The 14,684-nt window shown below is 61.0% G+C and carries 14 protein-coding genes; 5 read left to right on the top strand and 9 right to left on the bottom strand.

What is annotated here, in order from left to right:
• Positions 1 to 49: 49 nt before the first annotated feature.
• The 7 genes from ACFWEM_RS18620 to ACFWEM_RS18590 all read right to left on the bottom strand — a co-directional run bounded on the left by ACFWEM_RS18620 (position 50) and on the right by ACFWEM_RS18590 (position 6,624).
• Positions 50 to 871 (bottom strand): hypothetical protein, encoded by an 822-nt coding sequence (locus ACFWEM_RS18620; RefSeq protein WP_378535794.1) that lies wholly within the window; start codon positions 869 to 871, stop codon positions 50 to 52.
• A gap of 132 nt (positions 872 to 1,003) precedes the next feature.
• Positions 1,004 to 1,672, bottom strand: coding sequence for a hypothetical protein (locus ACFWEM_RS18615; protein ID WP_378535792.1), 669 nt, complete (start codon positions 1,670 to 1,672; stop codon positions 1,004 to 1,006).
• 162 nt (positions 1,673 to 1,834) lie between these two features.
• Entirely contained in the window at positions 1,835 to 2,305 is a 471-nt protein-coding gene (locus tag ACFWEM_RS18610; protein WP_378535790.1) for a hypothetical protein, read from the bottom strand.
• A 131-nt stretch (positions 2,306 to 2,436) separates the two neighbouring features.
• Positions 2,437 to 4,515 (bottom strand): hypothetical protein, encoded by a 2,079-nt coding sequence (locus tag ACFWEM_RS18605; protein WP_378535788.1) that lies wholly within the window; start codon positions 4,513 to 4,515, stop codon positions 2,437 to 2,439.
• A complete protein-coding gene (locus ACFWEM_RS18600; protein WP_378535786.1) occupies positions 4,512 to 4,859 on the bottom strand; it encodes a hypothetical protein in 348 nt (115 codons plus the stop codon). Before ACFWEM_RS18600 ends, ACFWEM_RS18605 begins: the two co-directional genes overlap by 4 nt.
• Before the next feature lie 79 nt (positions 4,860 to 4,938).
• The gene (locus ACFWEM_RS18595; RefSeq protein ID WP_378535784.1) at positions 4,939 to 5,625 is read right to left on the bottom strand and encodes an MspA family porin; all 687 of its coding nucleotides are present in this window, start codon (positions 5,623 to 5,625) and stop codon (positions 4,939 to 4,941) included.
• A gap of 600 nt (positions 5,626 to 6,225) precedes the next feature.
• Positions 6,226 to 6,624 carry a hypothetical protein gene (locus tag ACFWEM_RS18590; protein ID WP_378535782.1) on the bottom strand — a complete coding sequence of 133 codons (399 nt, stop codon included), beginning with the start codon at positions 6,622 to 6,624 and terminating at the stop codon, positions 6,226 to 6,228.
• A gap of 271 nt (positions 6,625 to 6,895) precedes the next feature.
• Here ACFWEM_RS18590 and ACFWEM_RS18585 point away from each other — a divergent pair, with 271 nt between their 5' ends.
• From ACFWEM_RS18585 to ACFWEM_RS18570, 4 genes are all read left to right on the top strand, one after another.
• Positions 6,896 to 8,500 (top strand): MFS transporter, encoded by a 1,605-nt coding sequence (locus tag ACFWEM_RS18585; protein WP_378535780.1) that lies wholly within the window; start codon positions 6,896 to 6,898, stop codon positions 8,498 to 8,500.
• A gap of 779 nt (positions 8,501 to 9,279) precedes the next feature.
• Positions 9,280 to 9,639 carry a GntR family transcriptional regulator gene (locus ACFWEM_RS18580; RefSeq protein WP_214881681.1) on the top strand — a complete coding sequence of 120 codons (360 nt, stop codon included), beginning with the start codon at positions 9,280 to 9,282 and terminating at the stop codon, positions 9,637 to 9,639.
• Positions 9,639 to 10,574 (top strand): ABC transporter ATP-binding protein, encoded by a 936-nt coding sequence (locus ACFWEM_RS18575; RefSeq protein WP_378535777.1) that lies wholly within the window; start codon positions 9,639 to 9,641, stop codon positions 10,572 to 10,574. Before ACFWEM_RS18580 ends, ACFWEM_RS18575 begins: the two co-directional genes overlap by 1 nt.
• Complete coding sequence (locus ACFWEM_RS18570) at positions 10,571 to 11,311, top strand: ABC transporter permease (RefSeq protein WP_378535775.1); 741 nt, start codon at positions 10,571 to 10,573, stop codon at positions 11,309 to 11,311. Before ACFWEM_RS18575 ends, ACFWEM_RS18570 begins: the two co-directional genes overlap by 4 nt.
• A gap of 148 nt (positions 11,312 to 11,459) precedes the next feature.
• Here the strand turns inward: ACFWEM_RS18570 and ACFWEM_RS18565 are convergent, their stop codons facing one another.
• Both ACFWEM_RS18565 and ACFWEM_RS18560 read right to left on the bottom strand, forming a co-directional pair.
• Positions 11,460 to 11,951, bottom strand: a complete 492-nt coding sequence (locus tag ACFWEM_RS18565; RefSeq protein WP_378448659.1) for an FBP domain-containing protein — start codon at positions 11,949 to 11,951, stop codon at positions 11,460 to 11,462.
• Positions 11,952 to 12,151: 200 nt separating this feature from the next.
• Positions 12,152 to 12,769 carry a DUF1109 domain-containing protein gene (locus ACFWEM_RS18560; RefSeq protein WP_378535773.1) on the bottom strand — a complete coding sequence of 206 codons (618 nt, stop codon included), beginning with the start codon at positions 12,767 to 12,769 and terminating at the stop codon, positions 12,152 to 12,154.
• A gap of 212 nt (positions 12,770 to 12,981) precedes the next feature.
• Here ACFWEM_RS18560 and ACFWEM_RS18555 point away from each other — a divergent pair, with 212 nt between their 5' ends.
• On the top strand, positions 12,982 to 14,646 hold the full coding sequence (locus tag ACFWEM_RS18555; RefSeq protein ID WP_378535771.1) for a hypothetical protein: 1,665 nt from the start codon (positions 12,982 to 12,984) through the stop codon (positions 14,644 to 14,646).
• The last annotated feature ends 38 nt before the right edge of the window (positions 14,647 to 14,684 follow it).

Below are 14,684 nucleotides of genomic sequence, written 5' to 3'. Positions count from 1 at the left end.
CCTTGAAGTGTTGTGGTCGAAGCAAATTCGAGATTTTGCAGACGCGTGGCTAGCCGTTGCCCAAGTCGTCGAGAACGTCGGCGAACACCGAATCCGGTAGCGCGTAGTGCTCACGCACCGTGGTACGTCGATGCTCGTCGAGCCACCGCAGTGTCGTCTCTCGATCACCGGCAGCGGCTACCTCACGAAACTGTTCCCAGAACATGACAAGTGGACCTGCCGGGTCGGCAGCCCGGCTGCGGAGATAGTCGAGTTGGCTGTCGATGACCTCGAGCGGTGAGCCTGTATCGGCGATTACACGCAGGCCTGCCAAGAGTTTCCAGTTGGTACGGTGCTGTTCATCGCGAGCTCGGTAGGCGTCTTCGAACCACGCGGTAATGGCGTCGATCGGCTTCAAATCAAACAGTTCCGTTGCGGGTCCCTGAGCCCACCGCGTGACCAGTGCCGCAGCGGAATCGGTGTCGAAGATGTCGATCTGCAGTCGCCGAAACTCTTTGTCTCGAAGCCTACTGTCCGAACTATCCTGCGTGAGGGTGATCGCACGTGGAACAAGAGGCTCGAAGAGCGGTGTGTGCCCGACAATCAGCCGTTCTCGGTTCGGGATAGGGTCGATCCCGACTGTGTCGAAGAACCATCGCACCGGAGTGTGCAGTAGTTCCGCTCGCAAACCGTTTCCGATGATGGTCCAGTTCGGGCCGAGCCTCTCCGCCGCCGCGTCCAGTACCTTCTCCCAGGCGGCACCTCTCCCCTTCTTCGGAGTCAGATCCGCGACGGCATCTTTCGCCATCGCCCGCAACTGATCCCGGTCCATTCCTAGGGATTCGAGCACCTCACTGACCGATTTCGGAGGCTTAGGCTTGTCATCACTCATCTGCATGCTTGCCATAAAGGGCCATTCGTATCGTTTGGTAGACGAAAAGGAGCGACTGTGCACACCGACAGAGGTTCTCCGATGCGACGCGCAATCCATCGGGCTCCTCTCCCTCACGCCTACTTCCCTCGGCTACGAGTCCTCTGTATGGGAGATCACATCGGCAAACGCAGAATCCCGAAGCCCGTATGCATCCTTTACAGAACGACGTCGTTCTTCGTCCAGCCACTGCAATGTCGCTAGTCGGTCTCTGTTTTCCGCAACCGCGCGAAATTCTCGCCAGAAACTTTGGACGTGGCCACCGACGTCACGGCGAGCCAACTCCCAGAGGACGCTGTCGATGACTTCGATTGGCGAACCGGTGTCAGCTATCACCCGCAGTCCAGCCGAAATCATCCAATCCCGGCGTGGCTTTTCCTCGCGGTCGGCATAAGCCTGCTCGGCTGCAGCGACCAAGTCAGGAAGCGGCGGTGCAGCAAAGAACTTGGTGGACGGACCAAGCGCCCACCAGCGCACGATCTCCGCAGCACCGCGGGTATCGAAGATGTCCATCTGAATATTCGGTGGTGCAGAATCTGTGGGACCAGGTTGATATGAACTCTGCCGAAAGGTGATAGTGCCCGGCGTGAATTCTCTCATCAGGGGGACATGACTGAAGGTCAGCTCTTCCCGATTCGGTTTGGGATCCAACCCAATGGAATTGAACCACCATCGCACTGGTAGATGGATCAACTCCGCCTGGGTGCCAGAGCGTGCCACAACCCATTCTGGACCAAGACTGCTCGCCGCAGCCTTCAACACCCGCTCCCATGCAGAACCGCGCCCCTTCCTCGGGGTCGCCATGGCCAAGCCATCGATTCCCTCGAGGATGGAAGCCAACTTCGCTCTTCGGTCAGTACGAGATGGATCGTCAGTCACTATTTTTCCACCTTTCCTAGTACTTTCAAGATCGGGCGTGCAAACTCAGTCTGGACGGATGGTGTAGATCCACTCCAGCGGAATGCCCAACCTCGCTGCAGTCTTTTCGGCCCACTCTTGCGTTATCATCGCATCACCCGTCTTCAGATCCCAGACGGCGACGACCTCCTCAATCGCGGTCTCAATGTCGCCGCCAATCCGAAATAAGATCAGATCAGGACGGATCGAACCACCTTCTCCACGGCGCGCGATTTCGCCCAGAATTCCCTCTCTGAAGGATTCCTCGGCCCTCACCATGAACTGAGGATGCGCTTCGGCTAACGCGTGGACCAGATCGAGGTTGGTGAGTCGTTCAAAATAGATGTGCGCGACCATCCCGAGGTTCATAGGAGGAATGTTCGGATACTTCGACTGAGCGGTAGGCCAAAGTGTGTTCACCGCATCCATAACCCACTCTGCAACAAAGTCTTTGGCGGCCTGCGCGTCCGCAGGCCGCGTTGAATCAGCGGGGATCACCGCGGGAGTGTTCGGTGTCCGGGCTGGGCCCGGCTCGATAGCTGCTGATGGTGGCACCAATACGCCGGGGAGCTGTGTATCGGGTGATGTCGTCCCAGGGTCGGGGGTAGAAGGCCGCTCGGTCGGATCTTTTATGGCACCTGGCTGTGGGATCGTGCTCGGGTCGGGATCGAAGGGGTCGAAATCCGGGGGCCCGGGTTGTTGGGGCGCACCGGGGGTCTCGGGATCGACCGGGATGTGGCCCGGGTTGACCGGATCGACGGCCGGTTGCTCGCCCGGTTCGGGAGCCGAAGGTTCTTCGGGGTCACCGAATCGGCTGAATCCGGTGCGCCGGAGGGATCTTGCGGTCCTGTCGGATCGTCGGGTTGAGAATCGCCAGGCAGGCGGGGCCCAGGACGGGGTTTCGGCTTCGTCGGTGATGGTTTAGTTGCCGGCCCGGACGGCACGGTACGCACAGGAGGTATCGTCGCCAACGGATTGAGAACAGCATTGATGATTGCTCGTTGCTCCTCGGAGAGCTTCGCGATCTCCTCGATGAGCAGTGAGTAGAAGTTCAGTCCGGCCTTGAGCGCCAACTCGCGCAGGTTCAGCAGGTCCTTGAGCACAGCGGGGTCGTCCAACCTGGCACCGCGGGCGACCTGCTCGAAGAAGTTCGCGATCGCCACCGCCAACGACACACCGCCCACCACAGCCTCTGCGACAGAGGAGATCGAGAAGCCTGCCAATTCCGCTTGGGGTGTGTCGGTTTCGTTCGGTGTAGCGGGCGCTGGGTCGATGGATGGGGCTGTCCCGGCACCTGGTCCGTCCCCGCCGATGTCCTCGGCCGGCGACTGCTGCGGGATCTGCTCGGGCACTTGCGCCGGAGCCTGCTCAGGGACTTGTGGTTCGGGCTCCGCCGCAGGTGGGACTGGTGGTTGGGTGGGTTTCGGTTTCTGGACTGGTGGATTGGGGGCCTTGTGGCCTTGGACTGGTGGTGGCTCGTTCCAATGTTGACCGTCCTCCGGTCGGGTGCCGTCGTCCTCACCGGAGATCTTGGTCGGGCGCGCCGGAGTGGGGGATTTCTTGCCGCTCTGTGTGTGGTCTTCCGGGTCCGCCAAAATCGGATACAGCACATTCTCGATACCGGCGGTGTCGACGACCCGGACGAGTTGTCCGTCCCGGATCTCGTAGTGCGTCGGGATGGGTGTGCCGTTGGCGTCGTAGGCCCACGGGGCATCGATCGTCGAGACCGGGTTTCCGTCGGCGTCGAAGACAGTGACCGTGCCGTCGTGGTTGACGCTCATGTGACCGCCGGGCGGCACCGTCACGGGAATCACGGATTCGTGCGACGACGTTTCGTCGTGGATCAGGAAGAAGAACCGGCTTCCGCCGGTGATCGGATCGAACACCCGCAACGTCGACTGCCCGCCAGGTGCGTACGCCATCAGTGGCGAAGCGATAGTCCCGACTACCTGGGAGAGTACTGATTCTGGTGTGCGGGGGCTGAAAGGTCCCGGCCGCCCGCGCACTCCGATACCCGCAGCGGTGAACGCCGCAGCGCCGATCAGGGCGAGTTCGAGATACCGGTCACGACTTTCGCCCTCCCCGGATGTAGCGACATCTGCTGCCGGGTCCGGAACCGGCTGGACCGGTGCGATATTCGAATCCGAATCCGCGGGAACCGGTCCAGGACCACGATCAGCCGTCACGGTAGGTGCGGTCGATCCAGCGGGTTGCGGCGTAGCCGGTGCAGGTTCGCTGGTGGTCGTCGGAACCGGAACTCCCGCAGGGTTCTCGATACCAGATGGTGTCGGCGAATTCGGCTGCCCCGGTTGCGCCGCACCTGGCACGGGAACGATGGGGGTTCCGTTGTAGGTGGGAAAGTTCGTCGGAGCGTTCGCCCCGACATTCGGGCCGCCGCCCGGAGCCTGTGCACCGGGGAGTCCCACGGTGGTCGTCGGCGCAGCCGTCGCCGTCGTGGATGGTGCCGTCAGGCACGGGTTGATGTACTCAGGCGGGACTGGGGCACCAGGTGGCAGTGAGGCGATCAGGTTCAGGTAGATCTGATGATCACGTGCTCGCACCGCCGCGCAATCCTCTTCCGGTGTCGCATGCGCCGGTCCGGCAGTGAGCGCGAGGCCCGCACCGATCACGCCGGCGGTCCCGGTCAACAGTGCTCCGGCTGCAAGAAACCCCGCGAACGACCGCTTGAGTCGCAGAGCGGACTTCACCGACGATCACCACTGCGGCCCGACTTCTTCCGCACCGTGGCAATCAATTTGTCTGCGCCCCACCAGAACAGGCGCCCCGCGATCGACATCCACAGAAAGAACGCCAGATACACCAGGATCGTCCCGTAATCCTCGGCCCAGCCCCCGAGTCGCCCGATCACCGCGAACGCTGCAATCAACAATGCGAGCCCGAAAACGGTGACGATCACCGCCTTCGACGTTTCGCTCAATTCACTGTTCGGATCCCAGTCGTCGTTGTCGCCTCCATCGAGGTGACGGTCACCAGCAAACACGGGTTGCACTGCGGGTCCGGGTGGGAGCTGTTCGGCACTACGGACGGGCATGATCGGAACTCCAAACACTCAATTATGCTGTCGGACAGAGTTATCAGACTCGCGGCAGGGCGCCTTTTGACTGCAAAGGCTAAATCCAGGTGGGATCGGAGTACACGAACAACGTGTTGTCCGACGTTGCAGTCGACACCGAGAGTTGTGCGTAGGAGCGGATCGTCACCGGCCCCATGCACGCATCAACCTTCACGTGCACGTTCTCTGCCGTGATCGACGCCTTCGACGACTCGAGATCCTTCTTCCCCAACGGAATCGTCGTGATCGTGCCCGGCGCAATCGTCGACTGGATACTCGGATTCACCGACGCATTCACACCCACGTTCGCCGACGGGACACCCGAAATACTCACACCGACAGACGGGCCGAGCGAAAAGCCAAGCCCCAAGCCAAGTCCGGAGGAGACATCGATCTGGCAGCCGATCTGCAATCCCTGCTCGACATAACCGGTCTTCACCGCCGAATCGCCCGCACCACCGATCGTGCCGGTCACCTTCGCCGACACGAACCCCTCACGGGTGAACGCCGTCGTCGCCAGATTCGGCACCGGATTCGCCGACAGTTTGGTAGCAGCAAGATCCAACGCCCAGCCGTCATCGGTGACCGTGCTCGCATACTTGTCTGCCAACGCCGTCGGGGCCGCCGAGGCGGTTCCACCGAAGACGATTCCTGCTACGACAATGCTTGCAGCACAAACACTTACAGCACCACCCAAAAACTTCACACAGGGACGTGCAGCGCGATTCGATTGACCGATTCCCATGGACTGCTCCCGAGCTTCGAACGGCAACCTGACGGTAACCGATAACTAACTGAACAAGTTACCGGACAGTACCAATCGCCCCGTTTGGTCGCCACACCTCCGAATGCCCCGGAGCCAAAATACCTCGAAACTCCAATAACAGACACATCACGAAAGCAGTCCGACCTGCATAGGGGACCTTTGTCACCACGTGTCCGACATCACGTTTCCTGTTTGGTGCACGCGGTACGTCTTTTGAATGACGCCAATGCATGCCAGACCGACAACCGCATCTGAACACCGACAGGTACACACGCAGGTACACACAGATGCAACGAGCACCCTGAACCCCCTCGAAACACCCCGCAGTGCAAGCCCACCAACCTGGGGCAACGCCATTCAGTCACATTCCCAAGCTGAATACGCGGGTTCGATTCCCGTCATCGGCTCCACAGGGTTCTCGCCCATCAAGCACTGTTGAGTTCACCTATTTGATCCGTAGTTCCTTCCGATAGGCGATTTCTGCTTGATCAGGCGTCCGAAGCCGGTGTCGATGATTCTCCGAGCACTTCGAACTCTCGAACACGTGTACATACAACGAGGTGCCCACAGCGTTGCGCCTCAGATGATCTCGCGATTCCAGGTCGTGACCGCCCAGATCACGAAAACATTGAGCGCGATGATGATCGTCGCCCACCACGGGTAGTAGGGCAACCACAAGAAATTGACGAGAACCGACACACCGCAGATCACCAAAGCGCCCACCCGGGACCAAATCGACCCCGTGAACAAACTGGCGCCGACCACCGCGACGACGACACCTAGTACAAGATGGATCCACCCCCACGCAGTGAGATTGAATTGGTAGGAGTAATCGGGACCTACGACGAACACTTCGTCCTTCGCTATCGCGGAGACACCTTGTAAGAACTCGAGCACGCCGACAGTGACGAGAAGTACCGCACCGCCCATCGTCGCTCCCTTTGCCACACCTTGCTGGACCAGAATTTTCTCGGACATAGCCGCCCCTCGAGGTCTCACGTGCGAATCGGTCGGGTGCCCCTGCCCTAGGGTCACGACGGCTGGATACCCGCTGCTCGGTCCTCAATCGCGGGGAGCGAAGTCGACAGCCTCATGCGGCCCTCGACCACGGCGATGTCGGGTCGTTCACAGGCGCTCCGCACGTTCGCTCTGATACCGCAGGCATCCACGGTCGAGCGCAGATTGGGACTCGTCGCGAGGTGGAACTCTGCGGGGAGAGTGTCTTAACTACGGAGGCAGCTAATCCGTCATGACTGAGGAACCGACAACCGACAGCACCGCCGAGCAGGCAGCCGGTCCGCCACGCCTGCTCGCCCTCCTGCTCGCGATGGCGATGTTCGTTCTCGTCGTCGACACATCACTGATGAATGTCTCGATCTCCTCCGTCGTCCGCGACCTCGACACGACAGTGAGCGGCGTCCAGGCGGCGATCGCACTCGAAGCACTGGTATCCGCGGCATTCATTTTGATCGGCGGCAAAGTCGGCGATCTCATCGGGCGCAAACGGGCCTATGTGCTGGGCCTCCTGGGCTACGCCATCGGTGCCTCGGCAATGGCGTTTGCACAGTCCTTGACCGCAATCGTCATCTTCTGGGCAGTGCTCGGCGGGATCGGCGCCTCACTCCTGCTGCCCGCAATGCAATCCCTCATCCACGGCAACTTCGAAGGAGCAGAGCAGAAGAAGGTCTACGCCTTGGTCGGTGCAGCGGCAGCGATTGCCGCCGCCGTCGGACCGCTACTCGGAGGATTCATCACCACCTATCTCTCGTGGCGCGTCGGTTTCGTGCTCGAGGTCGTCGTCATCGCGGTCGTCCTCTCCGGCATCAAGCTGGTCCGCGATGTGCCGTACACGGGCCCTACCGGCATCGATCTGGTGGGTGCGGTCCTGTCAGTTCTGGGTATGGGCGGGATCGTGTTGGGAATCCTGGTCTGGCAGGAAGGCGGTGAAGCCGTTGGTGCGCTGCTGGCGGTTGGGGCGATTGCACTGGCGTTGTTGGCGTACTGGCTCGTGCGGCGCAAACGTCGAGGAGGGCCGACACTGCTGGATCCGGAATTGTTCCGCTCCAAGATCTTCCGGCTGGGCATCTCCGGACAGATGCTCCAACAAATAGCCCTGGGTGGCACGATGATCGCGCTGCCGATCTACCTGCAAATGGTGCTCGAGTACAACGCCATGCAAGCAGGTTTGTCTCTCGCGCCCCTCTCCCTGAGTATGTTCGCAGTGGCGTTACTTGCGGCGAAGAAGGCGGGTGATCGGCGCCCGAGCAAAATCATCAGGTGGGGATTCGTACTGCTCACGATCGGAATCGTGGCGTTGATCCCGATCGTGCCACGGGCGGAGTTCGGCTGGGGTCTGATAATCCCCCTGCTGATCGCGGGATCAGGGTTGGGATTGTTGGTCTCTCAGCTCAACAACTACACACTTGCCCCGATCGAGGAGCAGCGGATCAGCGAAGCTGCCGGCGTCAATTCCGCGGCCGGGTCCTTCGGATTGTCATTCGGGTTGGCATTCGCCGGCGCCATCATGTTGGCGACACTCTCGATCACTTTCACCACCATGGCGCAATCGAGCAGCGTGCTCCCTCAGGCAGAGCAGCAGCAAGTGGCGCAAGTACTCGAAGACGATGCCGAAGTCATGAGCAACACCCAGCTCGAACAACTACTCGTCAACCAGCCTCCGGAAATTCAGAACGAAATCATCCGTATCAACACCGACACAAGACCTCTCGCGCTTCAGGTCGCGCTTCTCATTCCCCTCCTCGCCGGCCTCGTCGGGGTGTTCAATTCGTTTCGGATGATCCGGATCCCGGAAACCCCGTCGACGGCTTCCGGCGACGAGCCGGATGTGCTCTGACACTCGACATCTCCGGAGCCGAAAGCTCTCAAATCAGCTGCCGCCGAATGAAACCCTTGGCCACTATTTGGTGAGGATCGGTCGGTCTCCTCTTGAAATGTAATTGGCGAATCGTTCAATTCCTGCTTGTGAGAAGCTTCCTCGGCCTGCGCGTTTCAGTGCGGCTTCGACGAATGGGAGCGGTTTCCTGCGGTATGTGCGGTAGATGCTGTCGAGTACTGGTTGCAGTGCCCGGCGTGCAAGGTCTGCTGTTTCCGGGTCTGAACCCCCGAATTTCACGGTCACATTCGGCATAGATACCCCTACTGGTCGAGTGTCCGATTCCCTGGCCGGAAGCGTACGTATCGGGATTGCGAATCAGTACAGAAACACCAAAACGGGGCGCTAAGTCCCTACTTGCGGTGGATACGACTCCGTCTTTGGGGTGACGAAAAACAGCCCGACCGCGGCGTGCGGTCCGGCTTCTGTTCTACGACTGCGGGTTACGACCGGAAGCCGAGGCTTCTGGTTTCGCCTACTTCACGTTGGGTGGCGGGTTGCCGATAATGACGGGTGTTCGCGCCAACGCGTAGTGAACTCCCCATCTACAGCGTCCATGCGGAATGCCCCCACGAGCGGAACTGTCCACCGCTGTCGCCTCGGTGAATGTCCCGATGGGCAGCGCTCGGAGACCCAAGTCATCGATGCCAGTTTCCGCGGTCTCATTGCCAACATGCCCCACGACGTTCTATGGTTCATTACATGAGTAATGAACCAGTGAACACCGAGCGCCGATCATCGTGATCGACGACGGACGACCACTGTTCCAGCAGATCGCCGAGCAGATCGAGAGCTCGATCATCGACGGCTCGCTGCCCGAGGACGGGCAGGTGCCGTCGACGAACGAACTGGCGGCCTTCCACCGGATCAATCCGGCCACCGCAGCCAAGGGCCTCAATCAACTCGTGGGCGAGGGGATTCTCTACAAGAAACGGGGAATCGGAATGTTTGTCACTGTCGGCGCCCGCGACGCACTCAGGTTCAGACGCCGAGAAGCGTTCGCGCGCCAGTACATCGAGCCGCTGGTCGCGGAGGCCGACCGCCTCCAGATTTCCCTCGACGAACTCAAATCCATGCTGGACGACAGGAAGGCGGACTGATGAACGCAAGCACGACAACGACCGAGCCCCACGTCAGGCGTTTCGACGAAACTGAACTCATCGCCTCGATGCGCTCCGTGGACAGAAAGTACGGAGACGTCGACGCGCTCGCGGACGTCTCGTTCGAGATCAGCCGCAACAAGATCTACGGCCTGCTCGGCCGCAACGGCGCAGGCAAGACGACGATCATGCAGATACTGACCGGGCAGGACCTGCACACCAGCGGCGACGTCAAGGTATTCGGGGCTGCCCCGTTCGAGAATGCCGACGTACTGGCGAACGTGTGCTTCGTCAAGGAAAGCCAGACGTACCCCGAAGACCTCAAGGTCAAGCACGTACTCGTCGCCGCCGGCCATCTTCTCCCGAATTGGGACCACGCGTTCGCCGAGACACTGCTCGAGGACTTCCAACTTCCCCTTTGCCGCAAGGTGAAGAAGCTTTCACGCGGCATGCGGTCGGCGTTGGGGGTAATCATCGGACTTGCCTCCCGCGCACCCCTGACGCTTTTCGACGAGCCATATCTCGGTCTCGATGCCGTTGCGCGCCAACTGTTCTACGACCACCTACTGGCCGACTACGCCGAACATCCTCGCACTGTAGTGCTTTCGACTCACCTGATCGACGAGGTAGCGAATCTGCTCGAGCACGTGATCGTCGTCGACGCCGGCCGGATTGTCGTCGACGAGGATGCGGACACACTGCGAAGCCGCGCAGTAGTGGTAACCGGCCCCTTGGACGCGGTGGATGCTGTTGCCACGTCCGGCACGGTCTTGCACCGGGAGACGCTGGGCGCCCACAGCCGAATCACGTTGCAGGCCCATCTGACAGACACCGACCGAAACCGACTTCGGGAGGCGGGTGTCGCAGTGGAACCGGCGTCTTTACAGGAACTTGTCATCGCGACCACGACTCAGCGCAAGGAGATCACCGTATGAGCAACGCAACGACAGCACCACGGACGGTCCCGAAGGCGCCCACCCGGTCCAGGATCGGTTCCGTCCTACAACTGCACACGGTCGCGTGGCCGTTGCTGATCGCCTGGCCGGTGGGCATCCTGTTGATATCGTTCCTGATCAGCTTCACCATCTACGCGATCGTCCGGAACGATGAGGGTGAGGGGTTCACCGGCAGCGTGTTCTCCGTATACGGTTTCGTCTTGGCGTTCTACCTCCAGTCGATGACCCAGACGTTCCCGTTCGCGCTCGGACTGAGCGTGACTCGCCGCGAGTTCTTCACTGCCACCACGGTAATGGCGCTGGCACAGTCCGCAGTCTTCGCAATCGCGCTGCAACTGCTGTCCGTGGTGGAGTCCGCCACCAACGGCTGGGGTGTGCACATGCGCATGTTCGGCATCGCACGCTATTTCACCGACAACACCGCCGTACAGTTGCTCGCACTGTTCGCGACGCTGCTGCTGACCAGTTCGATCGCAATGCTGACAGGTGCTATCTACCAGCGGTGGAGAACCACCGGCCTACTCGCCTCCCTCACCGGGCTTTTCGGCTTGCTCGGCTTGTCAGCGATCCTGATCACGTGGGCCGGGTGGTGGCCCGCGATCGGTTCGTGGTTTGTCGATACTCCCCGAGTGGTCCCGATGGCACTACTCCCCTTGGCCCTTGCCATCGCGTGCATCGCCGGAGCCTGGGCGACGTTGCGTCGCGCAACGCCGTGACCGCGCAATCATGTGCGACGCCACATGTCGCGCCGTCTCGGAGTGCTCCCCGGGTCGAAACCGTCTAGACAGCTCGTCCCCCTCCCTGAGCCAGGAAGGGGGACGAACGTCGCAACAGGGTGCTATCTCGTCCCCGATTTGGTCGGCTCTACTGCCGAGCCACCCGCTCGACAAAACTCGAAGCTCGCAGCACCAGTTCATCTTTCCGATCCTGGCGCGCTGCGGCGGCATCGTAGCCGGCATACGGGAGCGGGGGGTCGTTACGAACGTTGTCCGAGCACTGGAAGTCTCGGCAGATCAGTGTTCCGACTGTGCTGCCGCGTCGACCGGCAGGCCCGGCCAACTTAGCGCCGTAGAAGACGACCTCGTTGGGAAGTCGCGTGTCTCGGCACCAGGAACACTGGGCGCGCGACCGCGGAGTGGCCTCCGCTTGAACGAGCAAGACTCCGATGGTCTCCCCGTCGAGTGTCGGAACGATCGCGTAGGCGCGTCGGCCCATTTTCGGATCTCGCCAGCCCAGGTAGTCGAGAGCGTCGAAGTCGATGGTGTCGAAGCGGTCCGGCAGGGTGAGATCGGACTTCTCCTTACGACTCGCGTTGACGAGGCTGGAACGGATCGATGTATCGGTCAAAATGATCATGGGTGTATACCAATCGTGGCTCGGTGAAGGTGGGTACAGCTCATAGCCCGACCAGCACCAAGTGCTGTCGGGCCTGAAATGCGCTATCTGTTGCCGGCGAAGGCGACGCCGACAACCCCCTCACGCCCATAGGGCTTCACCGTGTACGTATCCACACCGCGATGGTAGCTACAGATCTGCGTTACAGGCCACTCGATTTATCAGTCACGCCATACCGCCGTGAACTCGTACCAAGGTCCACCGAGGTGAGTTGCGGAGAAATCATCGAAACCCGATGGTGGGCCGCTGGGCGAGTACACCCACCCACTCGAGGTGATGAACATGCTTTTGTCGTCGATGAAGTAGACCTCATCGGGACGCACAACATGGGCACTACTGATATCGAACTGGCCGATCTCGAGCTTTTCCACGGTCGATTCAGGCTGCTCCAGAAGACCAATCGCGATGGTCTCGAACTCTCCGCTCTTGTCGAGGAAAGTAGCCGGTGGCATCAACAACACCAGAGCGACTGCAGCGATAACGGCGATCGGAGAAGGCAGGATCGACCACGACCACCGTCGGTCTTGGCCAAGGACATAGAGGGTGCGGATCGCCCACACCAGACCGACCACGATCAAGATGAGCAGAGCCGCAGCGCTGACGAGGAAGGGATCCAACCATCTGTACTCCCCGAACGGCGAAGGCCACCAACCGTAATGCTCACAGACCAACGCAACAAGCGGAACAACGGTGAAGGCAAGAAGAATCGGCCCAGGGGGCTTGGCGGACGCGGGAGGATCCGCTACCAACCATTCACCCAATGACTTCGGCCTTCTCATCACTCCACCGTATCTGCAGGTGATGGCGAGCCTCATCTGAACGACAAACCCACGGAGTGGGCTGACAATTCCTCCGAAAGCACCTGCAAGACAACCTCTCCAATCATCAACAAACTCCCGAGCACAGCGATCGGCACTCTGCGCCATAACCCAAACAAGTAGACAATTCGCGCAATCCGTACAAACAATGCGAATCGTGCGACAATCGGACGGTGAACGAGACCGCGAGTGGAGTTTCGCACCCGCACCGACCGCGACTACTGAGCGTCGGCGTCCTACTCTCTGCAGGCCTGTTGTGGTCCACTCCCCTCGCCGCCGCCGCGCCCACCGAACCCGGGCCGGCCAGTTGCATACCATTCGGAACCGCTCAACTGCCACCAGGTGCGCCCTCCGGTGGAGGTCGAGTCGGGTTGGCAAACCTACCGACATTCACCAGTTCAACCGCCCCCGACTCGATCGAGATCCGCACGCCAACTACCCAATTCAATCGTTTCTGGGACTTCGCGCTAGTCGACCACGACTTACTCGCTCGGCCACGAGAGCCAGGCGCATCAACGGCTGAACCGTGGCGTTTCGTGCCGATGCCCGAGTGCCTGCGCAGCCGACTAGTCGGGATTTCACTGGACGACGACGAACTCGTCGCGGTCGACGACAACGGCTGGATCTACACGATGGACAACGCATCCCAGGATCCGCTGGTGTGGAACTGGACCTCGGCATGGGGTGCACCTCTGTGGAGCGGTCCCGGCCGACAACTCCCCGGAGACCGCCCGAACGGGTGGGCACTGAGCGTCTCGTCGCCGTGGGACAACCAAACTTTCACCGACGTCGCAGGACGGATTCACTTCGTCGGACTCGCCAAGATGACGATGATCCCCACGTTGACCGGGGACGGCAGCCGAATAACCTACGCGGACCCGTGGCTGCCCAACGACGACAGCTACGAGATCGGCGGTCCGCTCGGCGGACGGTTCCAGGCCGAGTCCTTGTCGGCGGCCGGGTCGACCACCTTCGTGATGAACAAGTACGGCGACATGTACACCCGCACATTTGATTTCGACTCTTCAGGTTCTGACTCGATCTTCTTCCGCTACAGCTGGGATGACCAGTCGGGCAAGCCCAGCGCACCTAACCTCGTCGCCGAAACCCTCGACCGCAGTACCGCCGCGATCCAACTGCCGGCGCCGGACTGGGTACACCAACCCAAGATTCCCGGTGAAGTCACATCCGCGATCAGTGTGCACTCTCTCGGCCCTGGCCCGAATCGACGGGAGTTGCGCGTCGAGGGCCGCCGCGGTACCGAATCCGGTTTCTGGCACAAGGATCTCGTCGACGGAGCCTGGGATTTCACACCGACTGGCGCGCCTCTCGTCGGCGCGCTGATCGAGAACTCGCCGACAGACCGTTCGACACATACCCTGGCCCCCGCCGCCCCCTGGCACTTGTCCACGTCTCTGCCCGCCCGCGACGGTGCCATCGACGGTCAGACTCTGATCGACATCGGGTTTCCATATTCTGTAGTGGACCCGCGTCTGCTCGACGCGATCGGCCAGCACGCACAGCCCTCTGGATACCGACTGGACGTGGACCACTTCGACCCCGTCGCCACTACCCGGACCGCGGCCGTGACTGCACCGGATGGCACAGTCCTTCCGGTCGTCCTGCACACCGCCGACGGGCTACGGATGACTCCCCACGCGTCCGGCCTCGACGCCGATCCGCGCCACCTCGTCGGGGCAATCGAAATTCCGTCGGACGCGTACGCGGATCGGGCATCGAACCCCGCTCTGGACGCGTTCGTACAGGACTGGATGCGCGGCAATCACATTGCGGCGATCACGCTCAGCGCCACCGACCACGACTTGGTGATCCGCTAGCCGAAACCAGCGTCGTTCACCCTGTCGCCTCGATTAGG

The sequence above is a fragment of the Rhodococcus sp. NPDC060176 genome (genome assembly GCF_042728675.1).
Classification (GTDB): domain Bacteria; phylum Actinomycetota; class Actinomycetes; order Mycobacteriales; family Mycobacteriaceae; genus Rhodococcus_F.
This window is presented reverse-complemented; position numbering and strand designations above follow the sequence as displayed.

Bases quoted from the DNA above. Each gene is read 5' to 3' on its own strand.
- ACFWEM_RS18620 (WP_378535794.1), bottom strand. From the start codon at position 871: ATGAGTGATGACAAGCCTAAGCCTCCGAAATCGGTCAGTGAGGTGCTC.
- ACFWEM_RS18600 (WP_378535786.1), bottom strand. From the start codon at position 4,859: ATGCCCGTCCGTAGTGCCGAACAGCTCCCACCCGGACCCGCAGTGCAA.
- ACFWEM_RS18595 (WP_378535784.1), bottom strand. From the start codon at position 5,625: ATGGGAATCGGTCAATCGAATCGCGCTGCACGTCCCTGTGTGAAGTTT.
- ACFWEM_RS18590 (WP_378535782.1), bottom strand. From the start codon at position 6,624: ATGTCCGAGAAAATTCTGGTCCAGCAAGGTGTGGCAAAGGGAGCGACG.
- ACFWEM_RS18585 (WP_378535780.1), top strand. From the start codon at position 6,896: ATGACTGAGGAACCGACAACCGACAGCACCGCCGAGCAGGCAGCCGGT.
- ACFWEM_RS18575 (WP_378535777.1), top strand. From the start codon at position 9,639: ATGAACGCAAGCACGACAACGACCGAGCCCCACGTCAGGCGTTTCGAC.
- ACFWEM_RS18570 (WP_378535775.1), top strand. From the start codon at position 10,571: ATGAGCAACGCAACGACAGCACCACGGACGGTCCCGAAGGCGCCCACC.
- ACFWEM_RS18565 (WP_378448659.1), bottom strand. From the start codon at position 11,951: ATGATCATTTTGACCGATACATCGATCCGTTCCAGCCTCGTCAACGCG.
- ACFWEM_RS18560 (WP_378535773.1), bottom strand. From the start codon at position 12,769: ATGAGAAGGCCGAAGTCATTGGGTGAATGGTTGGTAGCGGATCCTCCC.